Origin of the sequence: Arcobacter peruensis, assembly GCF_003711085.1 — a bacterium.
GTDB lineage: Bacteria > Campylobacterota > Campylobacteria > Campylobacterales > Arcobacteraceae > Poseidonibacter > Poseidonibacter parvus.
The window spans coordinates 1,060,921-1,083,527 of the sequence record NZ_CP032363.1 but is presented as its reverse complement, the minus strand read 5'-3'; the positions used below and the strand labels follow the sequence as shown (position 1 = coordinate 1,083,527).

23 protein-coding genes are annotated in these 22,607 nt (G+C 25.0%); 12 read left to right on the top strand and 11 right to left on the bottom strand.

Going from position 1 to position 22,607, the window contains the following annotated elements:
• The first annotated feature begins 6 nt into the window (after nucleotides 1-6).
• The 3 genes from D3Z07_RS05600 to D3Z07_RS05590 are packed head-to-tail and all read left to right on the top strand — an operon-like array spanning nucleotide 7 to nucleotide 3,904.
• Nucleotides 7-1,857: a sensor histidine kinase gene (locus D3Z07_RS05600; protein WP_122893275.1), complete on the top strand. Its 1,851-nt coding sequence runs from the start codon at nucleotides 7-9 to the stop codon at nucleotides 1,855-1,857.
• A 57-nt stretch (nucleotides 1,858-1,914) separates the two neighbouring features.
• The gene (locus tag D3Z07_RS05595) at nucleotides 1,915-2,640 is read left to right on the top strand and encodes a response regulator transcription factor (RefSeq protein ID WP_122893274.1); all 726 of its coding nucleotides are present in this window, start codon (nucleotides 1,915-1,917) and stop codon (nucleotides 2,638-2,640) included.
• 4 nt (nucleotides 2,641-2,644) lie between these two features.
• A complete protein-coding gene (locus D3Z07_RS05590; RefSeq protein ID WP_122893273.1) occupies nucleotides 2,645-3,904 on the top strand; it encodes a response regulator in 1,260 nt (419 codons plus the stop codon).
• A 2-nt stretch (nucleotides 3,905-3,906) separates the two neighbouring features.
• On the opposite strand, the gene D3Z07_RS05585 is transcribed toward D3Z07_RS05590, so the two are convergent.
• Complete coding sequence (locus D3Z07_RS05585; RefSeq protein ID WP_122893272.1) at nucleotides 3,907-4,653, bottom strand: response regulator transcription factor; 747 nt, start codon at nucleotides 4,651-4,653, stop codon at nucleotides 3,907-3,909.
• Between the two features lie 67 nt (nucleotides 4,654-4,720).
• On the opposite strand from D3Z07_RS05585, the gene D3Z07_RS05580 reads away from it, so the two are divergent.
• Both D3Z07_RS05580 and D3Z07_RS05575 read left to right on the top strand, forming a co-directional pair.
• Nucleotides 4,721-5,767: a PAS domain-containing sensor histidine kinase gene (locus tag D3Z07_RS05580; RefSeq protein ID WP_122893271.1), complete on the top strand. Its 1,047-nt coding sequence runs from the start codon at nucleotides 4,721-4,723 to the stop codon at nucleotides 5,765-5,767.
• A gap of 57 nt (nucleotides 5,768-5,824) precedes the next feature.
• Entirely contained in the window at nucleotides 5,825-7,027 is a 1,203-nt protein-coding gene (locus tag D3Z07_RS05575; RefSeq protein WP_122893270.1) for an IS256 family transposase, read from the top strand.
• 51 nt (nucleotides 7,028-7,078) lie between these two features.
• On the opposite strand, the gene blaOXA is transcribed toward D3Z07_RS05575, so the two are convergent.
• The 5 genes from blaOXA to D3Z07_RS05550 all read right to left on the bottom strand — a co-directional run bounded on the left by blaOXA (nucleotide 7,079) and on the right by D3Z07_RS05550 (nucleotide 12,406).
• The gene (blaOXA, locus tag D3Z07_RS05570; protein ID WP_122893269.1) at nucleotides 7,079-7,837 is read right to left on the bottom strand and encodes a class D beta-lactamase; all 759 of its coding nucleotides are present in this window, start codon (nucleotides 7,835-7,837) and stop codon (nucleotides 7,079-7,081) included.
• A 203-nt stretch (nucleotides 7,838-8,040) separates the two neighbouring features.
• On the bottom strand, nucleotides 8,041-8,727 hold the full coding sequence (locus D3Z07_RS05565) for a winged helix-turn-helix domain-containing protein (protein WP_122893268.1): 687 nt from the start codon (nucleotides 8,725-8,727) through the stop codon (nucleotides 8,041-8,043).
• 18 nt (nucleotides 8,728-8,745) lie between these two features.
• Complete coding sequence (locus D3Z07_RS05560; protein WP_206423307.1) at nucleotides 8,746-9,879, bottom strand: sensor histidine kinase; 1,134 nt, start codon at nucleotides 9,877-9,879, stop codon at nucleotides 8,746-8,748.
• Complete coding sequence (locus D3Z07_RS05555) at nucleotides 9,876-11,372, bottom strand: sensor histidine kinase (protein WP_122893267.1); 1,497 nt, start codon at nucleotides 11,370-11,372, stop codon at nucleotides 9,876-9,878. The genes D3Z07_RS05560 and D3Z07_RS05555 overlap by 4 nt, the downstream gene beginning before the upstream one ends.
• Nucleotides 11,366-12,406: an FIST C-terminal domain-containing protein gene (locus D3Z07_RS05550; protein ID WP_122893266.1), complete on the bottom strand. Its 1,041-nt coding sequence runs from the start codon at nucleotides 12,404-12,406 to the stop codon at nucleotides 11,366-11,368. Before D3Z07_RS05550 ends, D3Z07_RS05555 begins: the two co-directional genes overlap by 7 nt.
• Before the next feature lie 259 nt (nucleotides 12,407-12,665).
• Between D3Z07_RS05550 and ychF the strand changes: the two genes are divergently transcribed.
• Both ychF and D3Z07_RS05540 read left to right on the top strand, forming a co-directional pair.
• The gene (ychF, locus tag D3Z07_RS05545; RefSeq protein WP_122893265.1) at nucleotides 12,666-13,769 is read left to right on the top strand and encodes a redox-regulated ATPase YchF; all 1,104 of its coding nucleotides are present in this window, start codon (nucleotides 12,666-12,668) and stop codon (nucleotides 13,767-13,769) included.
• A gap of 84 nt (nucleotides 13,770-13,853) precedes the next feature.
• A complete protein-coding gene (locus D3Z07_RS05540) occupies nucleotides 13,854-14,672 on the top strand; it encodes an HDOD domain-containing protein (RefSeq protein ID WP_122893264.1) in 819 nt (272 codons plus the stop codon).
• Nucleotides 14,673-14,686: 14 nt separating this feature from the next.
• Here the strand turns inward: D3Z07_RS05540 and recO are convergent, their stop codons facing one another.
• Together recO and D3Z07_RS05530 are read right to left on the bottom strand one after the other, a co-directional pair.
• Complete coding sequence (gene recO / locus D3Z07_RS05535) at nucleotides 14,687-15,301, bottom strand: recombination protein RecO (protein ID WP_122893263.1); 615 nt, start codon at nucleotides 15,299-15,301, stop codon at nucleotides 14,687-14,689.
• Nucleotides 15,302-15,309: 8 nt separating this feature from the next.
• On the bottom strand, nucleotides 15,310-15,564 hold the full coding sequence (locus D3Z07_RS05530) for a hypothetical protein (RefSeq protein WP_076084909.1): 255 nt from the start codon (nucleotides 15,562-15,564) through the stop codon (nucleotides 15,310-15,312).
• Nucleotides 15,565-15,680: 116 nt separating this feature from the next.
• Here D3Z07_RS05530 and ppnP point away from each other — a divergent pair, with 116 nt between their 5' ends.
• The gene (ppnP, locus tag D3Z07_RS05525) at nucleotides 15,681-16,001 is read left to right on the top strand and encodes a pyrimidine/purine nucleoside phosphorylase (RefSeq protein ID WP_122893262.1); all 321 of its coding nucleotides are present in this window, start codon (nucleotides 15,681-15,683) and stop codon (nucleotides 15,999-16,001) included.
• A gap of 51 nt (nucleotides 16,002-16,052) precedes the next feature.
• Here the strand turns inward: ppnP and D3Z07_RS05520 are convergent, their stop codons facing one another.
• Nucleotides 16,053-17,156, bottom strand: a complete 1,104-nt coding sequence (locus tag D3Z07_RS05520; RefSeq protein ID WP_164707203.1) for a nitrous oxide reductase accessory protein NosL — start codon at nucleotides 17,154-17,156, stop codon at nucleotides 16,053-16,055.
• Nucleotides 17,157-17,247: 91 nt separating this feature from the next.
• Between D3Z07_RS05520 and D3Z07_RS14315 the strand changes: the two genes are divergently transcribed.
• Nucleotides 17,248-17,373, top strand: a complete 126-nt coding sequence (locus D3Z07_RS14315; RefSeq protein WP_265936467.1) for a hypothetical protein — start codon at nucleotides 17,248-17,250, stop codon at nucleotides 17,371-17,373.
• A 69-nt stretch (nucleotides 17,374-17,442) separates the two neighbouring features.
• On the opposite strand, the gene D3Z07_RS05515 is transcribed toward D3Z07_RS14315, so the two are convergent.
• The gene (locus D3Z07_RS05515) at nucleotides 17,443-17,826 is read right to left on the bottom strand and encodes a class II SORL domain-containing protein (protein ID WP_076089212.1); all 384 of its coding nucleotides are present in this window, start codon (nucleotides 17,824-17,826) and stop codon (nucleotides 17,443-17,445) included.
• A gap of 140 nt (nucleotides 17,827-17,966) precedes the next feature.
• Between D3Z07_RS05515 and D3Z07_RS05510 the strand changes: the two genes are divergently transcribed.
• The 3 genes from D3Z07_RS05510 (at nucleotide 17,967) to D3Z07_RS05500 (ending at nucleotide 20,338) form a co-directional block, all read left to right on the top strand.
• Nucleotides 17,967-18,788, top strand: coding sequence for a thiamine-phosphate kinase (locus D3Z07_RS05510; RefSeq protein WP_122893260.1), 822 nt, complete (start codon nucleotides 17,967-17,969; stop codon nucleotides 18,786-18,788).
• A gap of 41 nt (nucleotides 18,789-18,829) precedes the next feature.
• Nucleotides 18,830-19,894 (top strand): tRNA pseudouridine(13) synthase TruD, encoded by a 1,065-nt coding sequence (gene truD, locus D3Z07_RS05505; RefSeq protein WP_122893259.1) that lies wholly within the window; start codon nucleotides 18,830-18,832, stop codon nucleotides 19,892-19,894.
• 87 nt (nucleotides 19,895-19,981) lie between these two features.
• Nucleotides 19,982-20,338, top strand: a complete 357-nt coding sequence (locus D3Z07_RS05500; RefSeq protein WP_122893258.1) for a hypothetical protein — start codon at nucleotides 19,982-19,984, stop codon at nucleotides 20,336-20,338.
• Between the two features lie 36 nt (nucleotides 20,339-20,374).
• Here the strand turns inward: D3Z07_RS05500 and D3Z07_RS05495 are convergent, their stop codons facing one another.
• On the bottom strand, nucleotides 20,375-22,561 hold the full coding sequence (locus tag D3Z07_RS05495; protein WP_076084923.1) for a methyl-accepting chemotaxis protein: 2,187 nt from the start codon (nucleotides 22,559-22,561) through the stop codon (nucleotides 20,375-20,377).
• Nucleotides 22,562-22,607 lie beyond the last annotated feature (46 nt).

The following is a 22,607-nucleotide window of genomic DNA, read 5'->3' as shown; positions in this document are numbered from 1 at the left end:
GTTAATATGTCATATAAATATAGATTTATTTTTTCATTTGTTATTTTAGAAGCTTTCTTCATTATACTTATTGTTAGTTTAAATCATATTACGCTGAAAAATTCAGCAGATAAATTAATAAAAGAAAAAGTTCAATCAAATACTGCTTTTTTAGAAGAGTTAGTAAAAGTACCAATGAGTGTATTTGATTTAGCTAATTTAGATGATTTAGTTGATAATTCCGTTAAATATATGAACTCTGTAGTTATTTTAGATAAGCAAAATAGGATTTTATCCAGTTCTTATTCTTATGATTATTTAACAATTGATGAGTTTATTAATATTAAAAAAAGTAGAGATATATCTCATGGTAATAAGTCATATACAATAGTTTATAAAGAGATAAATGAGCTTGATACTCATTTAGGTTCAATGTTTATTGTCTTTGACAATACCTTAAATAATAAGTTTATAGATGAAAGTAAAAAAGATATTTTATGGATTATTATTGCAGAAATTCTAATTTCTACTTTTTTGGCTTTTTTCTTTGGAATTTCTTTAACAAGAAAATTAACTACACTATCAGATGTTGCAAAAAGAATTGGAAAAGAAGAAAAAACATTAATTCCTTATCTTAATACAAACGATGAAATTGGAAAACTATCAAAATCATTGAATCGAATGAAAATTAATTTACATAGAAGAAATAAAGTTATTAAAGATGCAAATGAGCAACTTAAAAAGCAAAAAAATGACTTAGTATCTGCAAATCGTGTTAAAGATGATTTTATGGCTAATATGAGTCATGAATTAAAAACTCCACTAAATTCTATAAATGTATTATCTTCAATAATGAAAAATAATTCTAATAAAAATTTAACTGAAAAAGATATCAAAAATTTAGGAATTATTAATAGTTGTGGAAAAGATTTATTAAATTTAATCAATGATGTTTTAGATGTTTCAAAATTAGAAGCAGGGAAGGTTAATGTAAATAACAGTGAAATAAAAGTTAATTATCTTATTTTAGAGTTATATGATATGTTTGCTGAACAGTTTAAAAATAAAAATGTAGAGTTTTGTTTAGATTACGATGAAAATATAAATACAATTTATAGTGATGAACGTAAAATAAGTCAAATAGTAAAAAACTTATTATCTAATGCTTTAAAATTTACTACAAAAGGAAAAGTATCTTTAACTGTAAAACAAGATGAAAATAACATTATTGTTGTAGTTGAAGATAATGGAATAGGGATTAAAAGTGATGAATTAAAAGATCTTTTTGATAGATTTAAACAAGTTGATGCAAGTATTTCTAGAAAGCATTTAGGTTCTGGATTAGGATTGTCAATTTCTAGAAATCTTGCAGAGTTATTAAATGCTTCAATTGATGTACAAAGTGAATTTGGCAAAGGTTCTACTTTTACTCTTAAACTTCCTAAAAATATTAATGAGACTGATATGGTCAATAAAAAAGTTAAAAATGACAAAAAAGATGAAGAAAATTTTAAATCAAAAGAAGAAATGCTTGTAGTTGAGAAAACTAAAAAAAGAAAAGAAATATTAATTTATAATAATAATCCTATTGTATTTATTGGGTTAATTATAAAATTAAAAAAAGAAAATGACATTATTAATGCAGATACAGAAAAAAATTTCTTCTCAATACTTGATGAAAAGAAAGAGAGTAAAATTGATACTATTATTGTTGATATTGATAAGTTATCTGAAGTATTTATTAATAAATTGCTAGAATATGATAATAAAGATATTATTGTTATTTCAAGTAATGAAGTAAATAATAATATTAAATCTAGGGTTAAAGAGCTTGTTTTAAAGCCGATTGACCTAAGTAAAATCAATGGAATAATTTAAATGATACTTTTTTAATACTTTAGAATAGTATAATTATTACTTAAAATTAGGTGTTAAATGAATATTCAAGAATACAAAAAAAGTTTAACTATACTTTATATTGAAGATGATGAAGTAATGTCAAATAAATTAAAAAATATATTAGAAAAAATATATTATAAAGTTTTAGTTGCTAAAAATGGTAAAGAGGCATATTCAATATTTTTAGAATCAAATAATATTGATTTAGTAATAAGTGATATTAATATGCCTCAAATGAATGGTTTAGAATTTTTAGAAAAATTAAGAAGCCATGATGAAAATATGCCTTTTGTGTTTTTAACAGGTAGAAATGAAAGTAGTAAAATGTTAAAAGCAATAGATTTAAATATTACTAACTATTTATTAAAACCAATTGATTTAGATAAATTACTTTCAGTTTTAAATCAAATAGCTGTAAAGAAATTAAAACAATCAAACTCTTATCAATTAAATGAAGATATCCTTTTAATTGATAATGAATATATTTGGAATTACAGTAGTAATACACTGCATAAAAATAATAAAGAAGTTGAACTTACAAAAAAAGAATTGTATTTATTAACTTTATTATTTTCAACTGTAAATAGAATATATTCTACAAATGATATTATTGAACATATATGGAAAGAGAGTTTTGAGATAAAAGATTATAACTCAAGTTTAAAAAACCTAATTTCGAGATTAAAGAAAAAACTACCAAGTATTGATATAAAAAATTGTTATGGCTTGGGATATAAAATACAAATAAAAGAAAGAGATTAATATTATGAATAAAATCCAAAAATTTATGAAAAAACTAAATGTTTTATATGTTGAAGATGAAAAACCTGCAAGAGAAATGTTTTCAAAAATATTAAATAGACAGTTTACAAATGTAACTATTTGTGAAAATGGTTTAGATGGATATTTAGCATACAAAGAGAATTCTGATAAAGAAACAAAATTTGATTTAATAATTAGTGATATTAATATGCCAAAAATGAGTGGTATTGAATTAGTTGAAAAAGTAAGAGAAGAAAATAGTGAAGTTTTGATTATATTAGTTACAGCTAGAAATGAAGCTAGTGTAATTATGAGAGCCTTAGAGCTTCAAGTTACTAATTATATTACTAAACCTATGGATTTGACTAAAACTAATGAGACTATCATTAAAACATGTGAGAAACTGTATTTAAAATCTGTTTTAGATGATAATCAAAAACAGTTAGAAAAATATACAAAAACAATAGAAGATATAGCTTTGGTTATGAAAATAAATGAAGAGCATAACGTAACAGATGTAAATGATGTTTTTTGCTCTACTACAGGCTTAAAAAAAGAAGAGGTAGTAGATAAAAGTGTTGACTTTATTTTTAAAGGTAGAAGTGAAAAACAAAAAAATGATATGTGGGATAGTTTAAAACTTGGAAACACTTGGAAAGATACAGTAAAAAGTACTACAATAAATGATGAGGTATATTATGTAAAAGCTACAATAATACCATTTCTAAATGAAGATGATAATAGTATTAATGAATTTATGTTTATTGGTTTTATTACTACTGATGAGGAAAAGAAAAAACAAGAACTAAATAAAAAACTATTACATAATATTGCAGATAGTAAAAAAGATAAATATAATATTGAAAAAGAAAAAAAATCTTATGAAGAAAATATTAATATTCTAAGAACATCTTTACAACATGCAGAAGAGAGACAAGCTTCCTTATTAAAAAACAATGAAAACTTACTAACACAATTAGAAGCTTATGAATCTAGTAAATTAAGTAACACAAGTACACATACAAATGTACTTAAAAGTAAAAATGATGAAATAGATAAATTACAAAAACTAGTATCACATTTTAAAAATGATAAAGTTGAATCATCAAAAAATATAAAAAAATTAGAAGAAACATTGGCTTCTAAAAATCACACTATTGAATTTTTAGAAGAATCTCATAAAAAAGATAGAACGAAAATAGATAATCTAAAAGGTATTATTATGGATCTTGAAAACAATAAAAATGGTAAAAAAACTTTTTAATATTAAGTTTTAATCATAAGTCTATAACCAAAACTATAGATATTTTCAATATTAATACTTGGAATTTTTTTCTTTAATCTTGAAATTAAATTTTTAAGATTATTAATACTTGGGATTGAATCATCTTCATCCCAAAGATGATTTAAAATCTCTTCATTTGTACAAGTTTTTTCAGGAACTAATAAAAGTAACTCAATTAATAAAAACTCTTTTTTAGTTAGTTTTATATTTTTTTCTTTATATACTAATTGAGACAGTTGCTTATCCCAATACAAATCATCATTTAAAATAACTTCATTAACTTCTTTTATCTCTATATCACTTTTATTGGAATAAATTTCTTTAGAAATTTTATATATAATTTCTATAAAATCATTTATCTCCAAAGGTTTTAAAATAAATTGTTTGATACCAAGGTTAATTAATTCCATAAGATAAGTTGTTTCATTATGAGCTGATAATACAAGAACAATTTGTTCTTTATTCTCTTTATAAATATTTTTTGTTAAATCTATACCATTCATATTAGGCATTTTTATATCAGTGATTATTAAATCAAAATAAGTTTTATTTTCTTCATAATATTTAAAATATTGTTTTAATCCATCTTTTCCATCAACTGCAACTTTAACATTATTAAAAATATCATTTAAAAGCTCTTGCATTTCTTCTCGTATTATTTTATCATCTTCAATAAGCAGTACAGATATGTTTTTTGAATATTTTTCTAGAAGTACGTAATCGATCATATAATTCCTTTGATATAAAATTATTATACAATATAATACTAATATTATATTTTGTAAAAGGTAAGTAATGAATGAAAGTGATGATAATTTTTTTGAATTAAACCAAATAATTGATAATACTATTGAAGGTATTTTAATTATTGAAGATGGTTTTATAAAAAAAGTAAATAAATCTCTTCTTGAAATGTTAAGTTATACCAATGATGATATAATTGGTAATCTAGCAACTGGTATTTTAATTCCTGATGTAAATGAAAAATATATAAAATTTAACTCAAAAACTTTTCAAGAAATTTCACTACTTACAAAAAATGGGAATATTGTTCCGTGCATCATAAAAATAAAAGACATAACAATAAAACAAAGAGAATTAAAAATGGTTTCTATCTTAGATTTAAGACAGATGAAAGAGCAAGAAGCTTTACTTGTTGAACAATCTAAATTTGCAGCTATGGGAGAGCTTTTAAGTATGATTGCTCATCAATGGAGACAACCTTTAACTTCTTTATCCTCAATTATTCTTAGATTAAATCTAAAAATAAAAACAAATACAATAGATATGAATTTTTTTGATAAAAAATTAAATAGTATGAATGAACAAATACAATACTTATCAAATACAATCGATGATTTTAGTAATTTTATGCTCCCAAATAAGAAAAAAGAAAAAGTAAATTTAGTACAAATAACATCATTGGCAATTAATTTAATCAAAGAATCTTTTTCTCTTAGTAATATAGAAGTTATTGTAAAAGAAACCCCGTTAAATGAAATTATGATTTATAAAAATGAAATTTTACAAGTCTTGCTAAACTTATTAAATAATTCTAAAGATGCTTTTATTTCTAATAATACAAAGCTAGCTATTATAGAGATATACTTTAAAGAAGATGAACTCTCTCAAATAATATATATACAAGATAATGCAGGTGGAATTAAAGATGAGGTTATGAATAATATATATAAACCATATTTTTCAACTAAAGAGAAGAAAAATGGAACAGGACTAGGTCTTTATATTTCAAAAGTAATAGTAGAAAAGCATTTAAATAGTAGTTTAGAATTATCTAATAATAAAAATGGCGTTCTAGCTAAACTTGTACTACAAAAATAAAGGGAGTGTTAGAAATTTTGTGTCAGTCTGATAGAATTTATTCTAAAGGATTGAACAATGAATCAAACACTTGATTTAACAGATGCACTTGAACAAATAAAAGCTGGTGCAAAAATAGATGGTAAAGATGGAGTTTTAGCTCCTCTTATTAAACAACTTACTGAAGCTGCATTACAAGCAGAACTTGAATCTCATCTCACATCTGAGATAAACAAAAATAGAAAAAATGGTAAATCTACTAAAACTATGAAAAGTAGTGCTGGAGAATTTGAACTTGATGTTCCAAGAGACAGAAACGGTTCTTATGAACCACAAATAGTTAAAAAACATCAAACTCATATCTCAGACCATATAGAACAGAAGATTTTATCTTTATATGCTCTGGGTAATAGCTACTCTCAAATATCTGAACATATTGAAGAGATGTATGGATTAGAATTTTCAAAAGCTACAATAAGTGCTATTACAGATAAAGTTATACCCGTTTTAAAAGAGTGGCAACAAAGACCATTAGAATCAATCTATCCTTTTGTTTGGCTTGATGCAATACATTATAAAATAAAAGATAATGGAAAATATATATCTAAAGCTGTTTATACTATTTTAGGAGTTGGTTTAAATGGTAAAAAAGAAATACTTGGACTTTATCTATCAGAGAATGAAGGAGCTAATTTTTGGTTACAGGTTTTAACTGATTTAAACAATCGTGGAGTACAAGATATACTTATTGCCTCTGTTGATGGTTTAAAAGGCTTTCCTGAAGCTATAAAAGCAATTTTTCCAAATACAGAAATACAGTTGTGTATTGTTCATCAAATCAGAAACTCAATAAGATATGTAGCTTCTAAAAATCAAAAAGAGTTCATGAAAGATTTAAAACTCATTTATCAAGCCATTTCAAAAGAAGCAGCAGAAGATGCTTTAGTTCAACTTGAAGAAAAGTGGGCTAAAAAATATCCTATTGTAATTCAATCTTGGAAAAATAAATGGGGAAATCTATCTGCTTATTTTAAATATCCTGAAGATATTAAAAGAATTATTTATACAACCAATATAATTGAATCTGTTCATAGACAGTTTAGAAAGTTGACCAAAACTAAAGGTGCATTTCCAAATGAAAATTCACTCTTAAAACTTTTGTATATGGGTATTCAAAATGCAAGTAAAAAATGGACTATGCCTATGAGGAACTGGTCACTTACAATCTCACAATTGGCAATATTTTTTGAGGGTAGGATTAATGAGAAGTTAGATTTGTAATATTTTATAAGACCATAAATTGTTGTTTATGGTCTTATAAATAATCTATGCTTAAATAATACCTTTAATCTTTAATGCTTCCATAGTAATTTCTTTTCTATATTTAGCTTGGCTTAACTCAGGCATATTCATATTCATTGCAAAGAACCAAGTTTTATTTTTTAGTTCAATATATCCTACATACCAACCAATCTTCATTGCCCAACCAGTTTTTACTCTTATTGTATAATTATCATTTGACTCAACAATCATTACATCTTTTGTTTTATCAAGGTTTCTTTGTTTATATGGTAAATCATTTTTATAAAGTTTTTGTAAAAACTCAATTTGCTCTAAGGCAGAAATTTTTAAATCTCCATCTAACCAAAACCTTGTTAAATTTCCACCCGTTTGCATATTTCCATAGTTTAGTTGTTTTAGATGTTGGTGATATTTATCAAGTCCTACTCTTTTAGCTAGTTCTTGGTAACACCATACACAAGAAATAGGAAATCCACTCTTGATAGAATGGTCTTGATTCCAAGGTTTCCAACCTTTATCCTTTCCATCCCATTTAATAATCTCTAATTCATCTTTTACAGCTTTTTCTTCAAGGGCAATTAAAGTATTTGCAATCTTAAAAGTTGATGCAGGAGCTAACTGCTGTTTAGCTCTTTTATCATTAGAGATAAATACTGTTTTATTATCTAATGAACTAATGACTACTGTACCAGTAAGAGCTCTTTTGTCAAATAGTTTTTTTAACTCTAAATCTTCAGCAAATAAAAAACTTGTTAAAAGAAAAAATATTAAAAAAGATTTATGAATCATTTTTATCCTTAGTATTAAAGTATTTTAAAGCATATCATAAAAATCTATAATTATCAATCATTGATAAAATTTTAAACAATCTCGTCTTTTAATTAGTTATATAATGTAGTACATAATTATTACAGACATTTTCTAGAATCTATGATATAATTTTATTTAACTATCAGTCATTGACACAAAACTCTGAACAGTCTCAAAATAAACTATATACTGTTAAGTATATAGCCTTTTTTTGAGACATTTCTTATAAAAGTGCTATTTGTTTTTTTTCTTATATTTCTTATCTTATTTCTAAGTGTATCTTTTGAAAAGTTTTTGTCTTTCCATAGAAAGTCTTCTAATGCTTTATATTCAACAAGACAATTCAAATTTTTAATCAAAAGTTTAATAATCATATCTTCAGATTTTGTAAGTTCAATAGACTCTTTATTAATCATTAAAGAGTTTGTATTACAATCAAAACTAATTCCATCTCTAAAATCAATCTTTTTCCTTGTATTTGAATATATTTGACATAATTCAATATTATTAATTATAAATTTATAATCAATACTCATTGGTAAAGATGCATAAACCTTATTATATTTATAGTTTAAAAAATTATCATTTATTTCATCACACAAGAGTAAAACTGATGTATCTGCATCTATTATTTGATTATAAAAAGATGAAAAACTTATAATACTCTTTTGGCTTCTTAGATCAAAAATAATAATTTCATATTTATCTAATTCATTTAAGATTGATAAAAAGATCTCTTTATTTGTACAAAAAAGTTTCTCTTTAAAAATCAATCTACTTTCTTTTACTTCATTTATTAGTTTGTCATCTTCACTTATTAATAAAAGAGATTGGTTTTCATAACTATTATATATCAATTTATTTTTCATAATATTCTCTTTTAGATTTTATTTATTCGACGCTATTGAAATCTCAAATTTTAAACCCTCATTTGAGTTAGAAATCTGTAAGTCACCATTTAAACTATTTTTAATTATTAGGTTAACCATATATAAGCCAACTCCAGTACCATTCTCTTTTGTAGTATAATAAGGGTCTAGAATTTCTTCAATATTACCATTAGAAATTCCTCCTGCATTATCTTCAAGCTCAATTTTAATTGCATCAAGTTCTTTTTTTGCATGAACTTTTATAACTTTATGATCATCACTGTTTTTTTGTTCAATAAATGCATCAATAGAGTTATTTACAATATTTATAATAACTTGTGTAAACTCCATTTCTACACCTTTAATCTCTAATGAATCATCTATTTGTAAATCTAATTCAATTGAATTAATATTTATTTTACTTTGTAGTAATTCTATTGCTTTATTTATTGCAACAGAAATATTAAAGTTATCTGTTAGTTTATTTGGATTAAAGAAATCTAAAAAACTGTCAATAGTATTATTCATATAAACTATTTGTTTTTTAGTGTTTTTTGAAAAATCATTTACATATTCTTCATTTATTTCTTCGTATTCATATGAAAGTTTTACATCATCACAATATAAAGACAGAGTATTTAATGGTTGTTTTAGTTGATGTGAAATCAATCCTATCATTTCACCCATACTTGCCATTTTAGTATTATGTATTAGAAGATTTTCTGTTTTCTCTAATTTTGAATCATTCTGTTTTTTTTGATCATAAATGTCAATGTAAACATTTAGTTTTGAATAAAACAATTCATCATCAATAGGTTTTGTAAGATAATCAACTGCACCTAAGTTATACCCTTTTGTTTTATACTCATCTTTATCATAGATACCTGTAACAAAAACAATTGGAATATCTTTAGTGTTTTCAAGTTCTTTTAAATAGTGGGCAAATTCAAAACCATCGATATCTGGCATTTGAATATCGCATAAAATTAAATCAATTTTATGATCAATTAATATATTCATTGCTTCTTCTGCACCCAAAGCTTTAAATACATTTAATTCAAATTTTTCATTTATTAAAACTTCTAGTGAGTATAGATTTTCTTCAATATCATCAACAAGTAATATATTAAAATCTTCAATTTTTTTTGTCATTGTGTTGCCTTTATTTTATTAATATGTTGTATAAGTTCTTCAACTTTATTTTCTTTTTTAAATTCAATAAAATCGTTATTATTACTAATTATATTTTTTAATTCTTCTTTATTATTGATACTCTCACAGAATACAATAAGTTTATTATTCTTATTTATTTCTAAAAAATCAATTAACTTTTGAGTTGTATCAAAAGGTCTTACATCAAAATGTTTTTTTAATGCAATTGTAAAACTAAATTGTTTTAGTGAATTAGAGTGTAAAAACAGTATTTCTTTTTTACTTTTACTTTCTACAACACTTACTTCTTTTATTTCTTTCTTTTCTTCTTCACAAATACACAGTTTAGAATCTTGATTTTTAGGTATTTGTAGGGTAAAAGTACTTCCAATTCCAACTTGACTTTCTACATTTAAAGTACAACACAATAACGATGCTAGTTCTTTTGAGATAGCAAGACCTAATCCAGTACCTTTGAATACTCTATTTGTAGAAGTTTCAACTTGTTTAAACCTATCAAATATATGTAATAGTTTATTCTCTTCAATTCCTATACCTGAGTCTTTTAAAGTAACTTCATAATAATCTTTATACTCTTTAGTAAATAACTCAATAGTTCCAGCATCTGTAAACTTAATTGCATTACTTATTAAGTTTTTTAGTATTTGTTTTAATCTTAATTTGTCTGAAAAAACCATTGTTTCTTTTATGTTAAATTCACAAGTAAAATTGATATCTTTTTTGCTAACTAAAGGCTTAAGTATTTCGTATTCATCTAAAATAAATTCTTTTAAATCAAATGAATCTTTTAAAATATTAATCTCTCCTGCAGCTATTTTTGATATATCTAAAACATCGTTTATTAAATCAAGCAAATCATTTGCACTATTATTAATAATACTCACATTTTTTAATTCTTTTTCTTTCAATTCATTATTTTTATTTTTTTTCATAATAGAAGATAAAATTATTATAGAGTTTAAAGGAGTTTTTAACTCATGACTCATATTTGCTAAAAAGTCATCTTTTGTTTTGTTTGCATTAATCAATTCTTCTTTTTGTTTTTCAAGTAATTTTTTTGATAAAATAAGTTTTTCAACGTTTAAACATGCATTAACACTAAGATTTAATTTTGGTATTAAACTTTCAAACATTGAAAAGAAAAAAGAACAATCAGCTTCTAGATTTTTACTTACTAAAAATATTGAACCATTTTCTAATCTTAATATTATTATTTTTTTTGCATCATCGTTTACTAAATTAACAGGATCTTTTAGTGTAGAATATTTGTCATAATCTAGTTGTATTTTTTTTCCAAATGAACTAAGTTTTTCACATTTGTTATTTTCGTTAGCTATGCAAAACTCTGAATAAATTGCATATGTTTCATTTACAAAAGCTCTTAAAACTTCATGAATCATTTCGTTTAAATTGTTACTATTTCCAATTGCACTTTGACACTTAAATGCTATTGATAATTGTTCTACTAACATAACATCCCCAATACGCAAGTTCTAGTATAAAAACTTATATACTCATCATTAGTACTTGCAATTTCACCCATTGAAAGCACACCAAATAGTTTTGAATTTTCATCCATTTCTTTTGTTATTTCTTCAAGTTCTTCTTCCAAAAAGAATAGTCGTGATACACAATCGAAAATAAAAACATTTTTATTTAATTCTTTATTTAATTTTAAAATAGCTTTGTTTGAGGAATCAATTAACTTTTGTTTATCACCTTTTAAAATATTTAAAGTAGAGTTTTGTGGAATATCTCCTACTAAAATTATATTATCATTTTCGTCTAATGCTATTGGATCTCTAACTATTACTTCTTTATCAAATTTTATTATTCCCAAAGGATATGATTTTGATATATCAAAAAAGTTATCTTTGATAAGTTTTTTGCCAGAGTCTTCTTCAACATATTTTTTATATACATCAAAAGCATTATCAAAATTTAATTTTTTTAATATATTTTTTTCTGTATTTGTAGCTACAAAAGGACCAACGTGTTTTTCCCAACCATGCTCTATTCTTAAAGAAAGTTTAGAATTTATAGATAAAATTAAAGCAGCATTTTTATAAAAAACTCCATTGTGAAGAATAATAGGCTCTTGTTCTAATGTCATTTTACCTGCACCTGAACCAATTATTTGTGTTTGCTCTGAAACACTCTCAAATAAGTAGTCTAAAAATATAGTTATATCAGAACTTAAGCCATCAATTAATACTATTAAACTCTCTTTATTTATAAATTTTTTATCATCAGGTTTAAAACTTGACATATCTTCTATAAAATTTAAATCAAAATCATCTTCAATAACTGAAGCTAATAATCCTTCTTTGTAGTGTGTATCATTTAATATAATTTCAGGAAAAATTGCTCCTGAAATATTTAAATCTTTAATTTGTGTAATATCAAATTTAGTTTCTTCTGCAATAAAAAGTAAAAATCTTGATTTATTATTTTTATTTTCTTTAAGAAAGTCATCTAAACTTTTGTAATAATTTGCATTCTTCATTTATCCACCCACTAAAATATTATTTTTAATTATAATTATAAATAGTATTAAGAAAGTATCATTCTTAATAAATTAATTAAAAATAACTATATTTATTTCCCGAAAGTATCATTTTTACCATATTTTAATATTTAAATTAAAATCAGATTTGAGAATTACGAATTTTTGTTTTAATATAAAACTCAATATTTAGCTACTTTTTTGGCACTTTCGTTTATAATATCAACATAAAAATAGTAATAAAAATTAAAGGAATTAAATGGGATTAGGTGTAGGAATCGTAGGATTACCAAATATAGGAAAGTCAACAACGTTTAATGCGTTAACAAAAGCACAAAATGCGGAAGCTCAGAATTATCCATTTTGTACAATTGAACCTAATAAAGCAGTTGTACCAGTTCCAGATAAAAGATTAGATGAATTAGCAAAAATTGTAGATCCTGAAAAAATTCAACACTCAACAATTGATTTTGTAGATATTGCAGGATTAGTAAAAGGTGCATCAAAAGGTGAAGGTTTAGGTAATCAGTTCTTATCTAATATTAGAGAAGTTGAAGTTATCTTACACATGGTTAGATGTTTTGAAGATGAAAATGTTGTTCATGTTGAAGGTGGAATTGATCCATTAAGAGATATTGAAATCATTGAAACAGAACTTATCTATGCAGATATCACTCAAGTTGAAAGAAAATGTGATAAATTAAAAAAAGAATCAAAGTTTGATAAAACAGCAGCAGCTAAATACGAAGTTTGTACTGCATTATTAAAACACTTAGAAAACCTAGAATCTGCAAAAACTTTTGAAAATTCTGAAGATGAATTATTTATTGAATTAGATAGAGAATTAAGATTATTATCAAACAAAGATGTGATTTATGGAGCAAATGTTGATGAAGATTCATTAGCAGACGGTGGAAATAAATTTGTAGATTTAGTAAAAGAACATGCATCAAAAGTTAGTGCTGATGTAATTTTATTATGTGCAAAAATTGAAGAAGAACTTGTTGGGCTTGATGATGATGAAGCACAAGAATTTTTAACTGATTTGGGTGTAGAAGAATCTGGTTTAGAGCAAATTATCCATAAAGCATTTGATAAATTAGGTCTTCAATCATATTTCACAGCTGGTAAAATGGAAGTTAGAGCATGGACTATAAAAAAAGAAACTAAAGCACCTCAAGCTGCTGCTGTTATACATAATGACTTTGAAAAAGGGTTTATTAAAGCAGAAGTTATAGCTTTCGAAGATTTTGTATCACTAGGTGGAGAAGCAAAAGCAAAAGAAGCTGGAAAGTTAAGACTTGAAGGTAAGGATTATGTTGTTAAAGATGGTGATGTGATGCACTTTAGGTTTAATAACTAATCTAAAGTCAAAAATTTAAATAATTTATTAGCAATTGATAATTAATTAGATATAATTAAAAATAATAAAAACTTAGGAGTTGTTTTGTCTGTTAATATAGTAGAAAAAATTGAGTCTTTACCACCATTACCAAAGACAATTATAGAAATTGAAGAGTTTAGAAAAAAGTATGAAAAAGAAGCTTCTGAATTACTAGAAATAATAGAAAAAGATGCTTTGATAATTTCAACTTTATTAAAAATTTCTAATTCTGCAATGTTTGGGTTTAGATCAAAAGTTGAAACTCCCAGTAGAGCGATTAGTTTACTTGGAATTAATTTTACAATTTCTATTGCAATTGGTGGAACAGTACAAAACTTACTTAACACGAATTTAGAACCTTATGGAATTTCAAGCGATGATTTTATGAAAGCTTCAAATCTTTCTTCAACACTTACAAGTTTATGGTTATCAAAAGTTGATTTTGAATTAAAAGATGAATTATTACTTCCTGCTTTATTACAAGAAGCAGGTAAGTTTATATTAGCAGATATAATTACAGCCGAAAAAAAGAGTGAAGATTTTAAAGGAATAATCGTTTCAGGTGCATCTTTATCAGAAGCAGAAAGAAAAACAGTTGGACTTACTACATCTGAAATTACAGCTAAAATTTTTAGACATTGGAAGTTAAGTGAAAACTTAATTGATCTAATTGAGTTTGTTGATGATATTCCAAAATGTAATGATAATGTTAAAGAAAAAGCACAGATTCTTGATGTAATCAAAACGGTTTGTGATATTTCTAATCCACTAAGTGATGAAAATGTTGCTAAAGGGATTGAAAAAGCTTCTAAATATGGTTTAAATGTTAAAGCATTAGAACAATCAATAGAAAAACTACAAGATAGATTATTAGACGAATAAAGTCTAATATTCTATTATAAACCTTGCAGTATTATATTCCATAAATACTCAACTTCTTCATCATTTAAATTAATCAATTTTTTTTCTTCAAATAATTCTTTTATTTTTTTTAACTCAAATATTCTAGAGTAAGTACATTTTGCATGGACAGGTAAAAAACCTCTAACTAGTGAAATGTTTTCAGTGATTTTATTTTCACATATTAAACATTCATAATCTGTATGAAGTCTTCCTTCATATTCTAAAATAGAAAGATATGATTCACAAATTGCTCTAAGTGCATTTTGTTTAATCATTATATGAACTAAATTATCTAAATTATAAAAATAAAATGCATCAATTTCTTCTAAATCTTTTAAATGTGGTTTAAAGTTTTTTATAAATCTTTGCCAACAATACATTTTTTCATAATCTAAAATCCAAGGGAATCCAAGCTGAATTACATCTTTTAATCTTGGTATTGTTGAGCGTGTGTCTTCAAGTTCAAAATCTATTTTATAACCTATATTTATATTAGAGTGTCTAGCTCCATAAAATCTATACGTAGTTAAAATAGATGTTTCTGTAAGAAGTGTTACTATAAGGTCATCATCTTTTACTGGTTTTATATCAATTATATAACCTTGCATAAAAAGCTTTAGTCCTCTTTTCTCATTTCATTTATTTCTTCCATGATTTCTTTTGCTTCTTCATCATCAATTTCATTTTCTTCTAAATCTTTTAACATTTCATTAAAGTCATCTCTCATTTCTTGCATTGATGCTAGTTCTTCTTTTGTTCTTTCATCTTCTTTCTTTGCTGCTATTATTTCAAATAATTCATCTATATAATCTTCTATTTCTATTAGTACATCATTTTTTATTAAAGAGGCTAATTCTTCTTGAATTGTCATTATTTATCCTTGTTAATTTATTTTTGATTATATCAAAAAAGAACTAGCCTTTTGCTTCAATAAAAGCAAATAAAAAATCTGATATAATCTTATAAATAATTATGTAAGGAAATTAAATGGCAGAATTTAATAATGTTTCTATAGCAAAAGCTGCAAGTGTTCTTTTTGAAGGTAATATCACTAGTAGAAGTATTGAATTTGAAGATGGTTCAAGAAAAACTTTAGGAATTATGTTACCTGGTGAATATGAATTAAATACAGTTCATACACAAATAATGGATATTCAAAGAGGTAAATTAGAAGTTTTATTACCTGCAAAAGAATGGGTTACATATGAAGGACCAACAACATTCGAGGTTCCAGCAAATTCGAAATTTAAATTAAGAGTACATTCATTAGTTGATTATTGTTGTCATTTTGTAAAAAATGGAATATAAATAAATTAATACTTATTCTAACAATGCGAATTAAATCGCATTGTTAAATAACTAGTATAGAATCTCTTCTTTAATCTCATCAAAACTCAATACTTTTTTACCAAAATGACTTTTTGAAAAACTATTAGCTTCTTTTTCATTTTTAAACGGAATTAGCTCTTCACCCATTGGTCCATATATATTAGACCCAATAACATAATATGCATTCTTAGCATCAATTGCATTTAAAGTATAATAATCTGTTACTATCATTTTCGATATATCATTTTTTGCATGATTATGTTCAAATTTTTCAGGATTAAAATAAAATTTCATCATATCTTTTACGCCATCAAAATAATGAGTATGTTTAGATTTTACATCTATTTGTGCAACCCATTTAGGGTATTTTGAAACAAACATTCCACATACTGGACATTTTGCATCATTAGGTACTTTTATCATTTTATCTTTGTTTGCAGCTAAAACAGGATCATATAAAAAAATAGCTACAGCTTGTTGCATTTTTGGTTTTAAAGGCTTACATAGATTCTTATCTATTATATATTTTTTACTTTCACCAACTGAGTTGAATTCAGGGTACACATCTTGTTTACACATAGCTGCATATATCTTTTTACCCTTTTTAGCCATCATGGCTCTTTTTTTATTTGTTGATGTATTATCTTTTTTCATAGAGTTTTTTGCAATTTCTAAAGCTTCATCAAATGTATGAATTTCTCCACCGAACTGTTTTTGAAATGTTTTTGCTTCATTTTCATTTAAAAAAGCATATTTACTAATAGCACTCATTGTTCCTTTCTTAGAACTTCCTACAACATAATAAGCATCTTTAGCATTAATAAGTTTTAAAGAGTTTGTATCTACAACTTCTATATCTTTTATTTTGTCTTTGTGATGATTATGTATCTTTGCTTGACAATGAATTGAACAATATTGTTCTTTATTTCCATTTTTAAATGTACTAACATGAGAAGTTTTATAAAACTTTGTAAGATGCATTCCACATACATTACAAAATTCCTTGCTAGAATCAGTTTTAACTAAAGTCGCATCTTCAGGCTTTACTGTTTGAAACATTTTATTTTCAGCTGCACTTGCCGTTGTAAAAAGTAATCCAATAATAGCAAGTGAAATTAACAATTTTTTTAACATATTTGTCCTTTGTGTATTTGTAAAAGTATATAATGAATAAGTTAAATTAATGTTAATATTTAGTAAGATAAGTTTTTTAAGGAGAATTATAATGAGAAATTTTTTTATCATAGGAATTGTTGTTATTGCAATGGCTTATATGTTTTCAATTTTAGCTACAAAATATGAAACAATCAAGACTACAAATGAAACAATAAATAAAGTGAATAATAAATAAGCTATTTATAAAAGATAAAAAAAGGTAGAAGCTAAAAACTCCTACCTTTTTAATTTATATTAATTAAAATTACGAAACAGTAACAGTAACTGGAGTTGATTCCCAGATACCATGTTTAGTACAGTAACCGTGAGCTACTAAGTTTAATTTTTTTCCAGTTGGAATAATTGTGAAAGTAGTAGTATTATGTGCTTTAACATTTCCTAAAGTTCCTGGAACGTAAGTAGCTACTGCTAATTTAGTTTCACCATTAAATAATGTAACTGATTCAATATAGTGATCAAAATCATCTGGATGAGTATATTCGTTACCCATTTTAACTGTTACTTCAAAAGGCTCACCTGCAACTGCAGTTTCAGCACAGTGAATAAATGGACTGTGTCTATCAATTAAATCTTTTTTTGCTTCTCTTTCTACTGTATCAATATCAACGTATTTGTTAATTTTTGGCATATTATCTCCTGTATTTTTTAAATTAGATTTATTATACAATAATTTTATTAAAATAAATAGGATATTTTTTATCCTATATGAATAATTATCCAAAATATGATTATACGTGTATATTTTGCTCATATTTGGTATAATCACGAATGAATAAAGAAGACTATTTTATAAAACAATTTTCAAGTAATAAAATTATTGGTGATGATGGGGCAGTTATTAAAAATACTGTTTACTCAATGGATGCATTTTTCCAAAATGTTCATTTCAAAAAAGAGTGGATGAGTTTAAAACAAATTGCTTATAAGTCTATGATAGTGAATATCTCAGATGCAATTGCTATGAATGCAAAACCAAAGTATGCACTTTTAAGTGTAGCAATTCCAAGTACTTATAAAAAACAAGATTTAAAAGATTTAGCAAAAGGTTTTAAAAAAGCTGCTAAAGAGTTTGGAATACAAATTATTGGTGGCGATACAATATCAAATGAGAAACTTGATATTTCTGTGACAATTGTTTCAAAAACTAAAAAACCAATCTATAGATCTGGTGTTAAAAAAGAGGACTTACTTTGTTATACAGGTGAGTTAGGATCTTGTAAAAAAGATTTAGAAAAACTTTTTTCAAACAAAAAAGTTTCAAAAAAATCAAAATTTATAAAACCAAAATTAAACCCTGAGTTTTTCTATGAAATATCAAAATATGTAAATGCATCTTTAGATATCTCTGATGGTTTATTTTTTGAACTTGAAAGATTATCAAAAGCTTCAAAAGTAGGTTTTGAGTTTTTTAAGAAAATACATGAAGATATTGGAACATCAGGAGAAGAGTATGAAATGCTTTTTTCTTTCTCAAAAAAAGATTTAAAAAGAATTGAAAAAATAGCAAAAAAATATAAAGTGAAATTAAATATATTTGCTAAAGCAGTTGAAGGTAAATATGAAACTAAAAATAAAAACCACCACTTTTAAAAATAAATAATATAAAAAATTAAAATATACAAGGAAATATATTGAGCCAATTACAAAGATACTTAAACCATTCAAACATTGATGTTTTATTTAAACAAAACAAAGATGATTTTGTTGTTACAGAAATACCGTTATATGAATTCTCAGGTGAAGGTGAGCATTTAGTTTTAAAAATTAGGAAAAAAGATTTAGCAACTTGGGATGCTTTAGAAATAATTGCAAAATTTGTTGGTTGTAGAAGCAGAGATATTGGTTATGCAGGACTTAAAGATAAAAATGCAATGACAGTTCAAAGTATTTCTATTCATAAGCAATACGAAGAAAAATTAAAAACATTTAATCATCCAAATATTAAGATTTTAGATACGACTTACCATAATAATAAAATCAAAGTAGGGCACTTAAAAGGTAATAGTTTTTTTATTAGACTCAAAAGAGTAAATGTAATTGATTCAAGAAAAATTGAAAGTGCTTTAGGAAGTATTGTAACTTTAGGTATGCCAAATTACTTTGGATTTCAGCGATTTGGAATTGATGGTGATAATTACAAAAAAGGCAAGGCAATTATTGAAGGAACTTTAAAAGAAAAAAGAAGAAACTTAAAGCAAATGTATATAAATGCTTATCAATCTCATTTATTTAATTCTTGGCTTTCTAAAAGAATTGAAATCTCAAAACTTGTAGATGCTTTTGAACCAAAAGAGATTTATCAAAAATTAAACCTACCTCTAGATGTTGTAAAAAGAATGAAAAAACAAAAACATCCATTAAAAATTATGACAGGAGATTTATTATCTCATTATCCGTTTGGAAAGATTTTTACAATTGAAGATTTAGAAACTGAATCTGATAAATTCTTTGAAAGAGATAGAGTTCCAACTGGCTTATTATCAGGGAAAAGAGTTAAAAATTCAGTAGATTTAGCTTATGAAATAGAAAAAGAATTCGAAGCACCAACAGGTGAAGATGGAGCAAGAAGATTTGCTTGGGTTTTTCCTTCTGATGTTGAAAGTAACTATAAAGAGGATAAAAACTGGATGGAATTAAAGTTTACATTACCAAAAGGTTGTTATGCAACTGAATTAATTGCTGAAATAATTCACTAATAATTTAATAATAACTTTTAAATAAGTGTCTTTTACTTAAGTTTAAATTGGTTAAAATTGATAACTTAATGGTTTTAAAGGACATTTATGAAATATGAAGAATTAATAAGTGAATTATGTGATGTAATAAAAGAATCAGAAAATAATGCAGCTTTAATATATGAAGACTTAGAATGGATAAATCAAACTGTTGATAGTTTCTCTCTTTTATCACATGAAAAAGAAAAAGTTCAAAAAAAAGTTTCAAATGCTTTAGGTTTATTACAACACCAAGATCTACATAGACAAAAAATAGAAAGAGTTGTAAATTTTGTATGTGAACACAATAATATAGACAAAACTAAATATGGTTTAGCTCCAAGTGCCAAAAACATTGATTCTTCAGATGAGATTATGAATGAAGATGAATTAGAAGCACTTATTAAACAAATGCAAGCTCAATAAAAGAAGATTAACTTCTTTTATTCTTTAGATAAAATATTACTTTTTACAAGCAATTCTTTTTACATTATTTAAGTTTCCAAATATTCTAAGAGAATTTAACTCTACTTCTTTTGCTTTTTGATTTAAAATTTCATTATTTTCTTTGTTTGCATTTGCATCTACTAGTGATTGTAAATCATTATGAAATTGTTTGTTTAGTTCAGTTATTTTATTCATAGTTTCTATATCTATTTTTTTACCTGAATTTAGATGATTATTTGACCATTGCTCTAAACTTGTATTTTCTTTTACTTTCCATGAGTTAAAAGTGCCTAATTTTGCATAAACTTCATCTTTTGTATTTAATATATCAACTTTTATTTGTGCCGTATCATAAACTAAATCCACATCACAAACTTTATCCATAGTTTCTTCTATAAATGAAGCTCTAGAAGCTGCTGTAACAAGTGCATTTGACATATCAGAAATATTTTTTGCCATATCAGAGATTTCATCTGCCACTTGTGCATTTTTTTGTGTTGCTTGATCTAATGTATTAACAGCATCATTAATTTGTATAATACCTCTTTCTTGCTCTTTAGATGCATTGGCAACTTCTTCGATAATTGTGATTGTGTTAGATATGTTTTGATTTAATTCACTGTATCCTTCTATCATATTATCTGAAATTGTTTTTCCATGTTGAGCTTTTGATGTTGCTGCTTCTACGATATTTTTAATCTCTTTAGCAGCTTCTGCACTTCTACTTGCAAGATTTCTTACTTCTTGTGCAACAACAGCAAAACCTTTTCCAGCTTCTCCTGCAGTTGCTGCTTCAACAGCTGCATTTAAAGATAAAATATTTGTTTGGAATGCAATTTGATCAATAACTTCAATTGCATCATTAATAGATGATACTTGTACATTTATTTCATCCATAGATTCTGCTGTTCTATTTGCAAGTTCTTGACCTGTTTTTGCTGAACCTGTAACATTCTGAGCTAACTTTGACATTTTAACAGTCGATTGTGTATTAGCACTTATTATCGCTGTGATTTCTTCTAATGCCGCAGCTGTTTCCTCTAAAGAAGCTGCTTGTTGATTTGAAGAAAGTGATAAATTATTTGAGGCACTTGATAAAACAGCAGTATTTTGATTCAAGGAATCACCTGTATTCATAATCATTGCTAAAATTTCTGATGTATTATTTCCTACTAGTTTAATTCCAGCTGTTAAAGAACCTAAATCTCCATATATTCCTTCATCATCAATCTTATGATCAAATTTTGATTCAGAATATTTTCTAAGAGTATCATTGATTTTATCTAGCGTATCTTTTGTGTTTTTGATCATTTCATTTAATTTATTTTTTAAATCTTCAACATGAGGGTTTGATGCAGTTTCTCCTACTTGATAAACAAAAAAACCATTACTAGCTTTCTCTAAAATATCACTTGCTTCTTCAATTACAATTTCATCTTTCTTAAGACCGGCTCTTACTTTATCCATATAAGAATTAAATAGCTGCGATACTTCACCTATTTCATCTTTTGATTCTACATTTAATGAAATTGATGGATCATTTGATTCAAGTAAGTTTTCAAAACCTTTTTTAAGTTTTTCAATTGGATTTGTAGCTTTTTTAACAATAAGTAATATTAGTATAATTGTTAACAATCCTAAAACAGCCGATATAAATGAAATATATAATACTAATTCTGAGATTTCACTATCTGCTTTGTCAAGGGAAAATGTTAAGTCCATTACACCAATTACATCACCTTCTTTTTGATTTGCATGACACATTAGACATTCTTGTGTTGCAATCATAGGCTTAATCATTCTAATATTATGACCTTGATTATTGTTTGTTTCTAAAAGGGCAGATTTTTTACTTTTAAATGCTTTTATAGTTTCTATATCTTTAGTGAAAATAGATTCAGAAGGATATAATTCCATTAATTCTTTGCTTTTTGCAACTGTGAGATTTTTTACACCCTCAATTTTTCTAGCATCATCTTCTGCTTTTGCAATTTGAGCAGGATCTCCAGTGTTCATTGCATTTTTTAAACTTTGGAACATTGCTGCATTTAGCATCGCAAGATTTTCTTTTTTATTAGTAATCAAGTCTTCTGATACTTTTGAAGTACTTAAAATAACAATTGCAATACTTGAAATTGTCATTAAAATAAAGAGTGCAAAAATAATCTTATTACTAATTTTTTTTGTTATTAAATCAATCATGATACTAACCTTTTAGTTTAAGTACAAATATTATATAATTATATTA

Coding starts and splice junctions, on each gene's coding strand:
- D3Z07_RS05600 (WP_122893275.1), top strand. CDS start 7: ATGTCATATAAATATAGATTTATTTTTTCATTTGTTATTTTAGAAGCT.
- D3Z07_RS05560 (WP_206423307.1), bottom strand. CDS start 9,879: ATGACAAAAAAAATTGAAGATTTTAATATATTACTTGTTGATGATATT.
- D3Z07_RS05565 (WP_122893268.1), bottom strand. CDS start 8,727: ATGAAAAATAAATTGATATATAATAGTTATGAAAACCAATCTCTTTTA.
- D3Z07_RS05510 (WP_122893260.1), top strand. CDS start 17,967: ATGAATAAAGAAGACTATTTTATAAAACAATTTTCAAGTAATAAAATT.
- D3Z07_RS05530 (WP_076084909.1), bottom strand. CDS start 15,564: ATGACAATTCAAGAAGAATTAGCCTCTTTAATAAAAAATGATGTACTA.
- D3Z07_RS05585 (WP_122893272.1), bottom strand. CDS start 4,653: ATGATCGATTACGTACTTCTAGAAAAATATTCAAAAAACATATCTGTA.
- D3Z07_RS05500 (WP_122893258.1), top strand. CDS start 19,982: ATGAAATATGAAGAATTAATAAGTGAATTATGTGATGTAATAAAAGAA.
- D3Z07_RS05515 (WP_076089212.1), bottom strand. CDS start 17,826: ATGCCAAAAATTAACAAATACGTTGATATTGATACAGTAGAAAGAGAA.
- ychF (WP_122893265.1), top strand. CDS start 12,666: ATGGGATTAGGTGTAGGAATCGTAGGATTACCAAATATAGGAAAGTCA.
- D3Z07_RS05520 (WP_164707203.1), bottom strand. CDS start 17,156: ATGTTAAAAAAATTGTTAATTTCACTTGCTATTATTGGATTACTTTTT.
- blaOXA (WP_122893269.1), bottom strand. CDS start 7,837: ATGATTCATAAATCTTTTTTAATATTTTTTCTTTTAACAAGTTTTTTA.
- ppnP (WP_122893262.1), top strand. CDS start 15,681: ATGGCAGAATTTAATAATGTTTCTATAGCAAAAGCTGCAAGTGTTCTT.
- D3Z07_RS05595 (WP_122893274.1), top strand. CDS start 1,915: ATGAATATTCAAGAATACAAAAAAAGTTTAACTATACTTTATATTGAA.
- D3Z07_RS14315 (WP_265936467.1), top strand. CDS start 17,248: ATGAGAAATTTTTTTATCATAGGAATTGTTGTTATTGCAATGGCTTAT.
- D3Z07_RS05575 (WP_122893270.1), top strand. CDS start 5,825: ATGAATCAAACACTTGATTTAACAGATGCACTTGAACAAATAAAAGCT.
- D3Z07_RS05555 (WP_122893267.1), bottom strand. CDS start 11,372: ATGTTAGTAGAACAATTATCAATAGCATTTAAGTGTCAAAGTGCAATT.
- D3Z07_RS05550 (WP_122893266.1), bottom strand. CDS start 12,406: ATGAAGAATGCAAATTATTACAAAAGTTTAGATGACTTTCTTAAAGAA.
- D3Z07_RS05495 (WP_076084923.1), bottom strand. CDS start 22,561: ATGATTGATTTAATAACAAAAAAAATTAGTAATAAGATTATTTTTGCA.
- D3Z07_RS05590 (WP_122893273.1), top strand. CDS start 2,645: ATGAATAAAATCCAAAAATTTATGAAAAAACTAAATGTTTTATATGTT.
- D3Z07_RS05580 (WP_122893271.1), top strand. CDS start 4,721: ATGAATGAAAGTGATGATAATTTTTTTGAATTAAACCAAATAATTGAT.
- recO (WP_122893263.1), bottom strand. CDS start 15,301: ATGCAAGGTTATATAATTGATATAAAACCAGTAAAAGATGATGACCTT.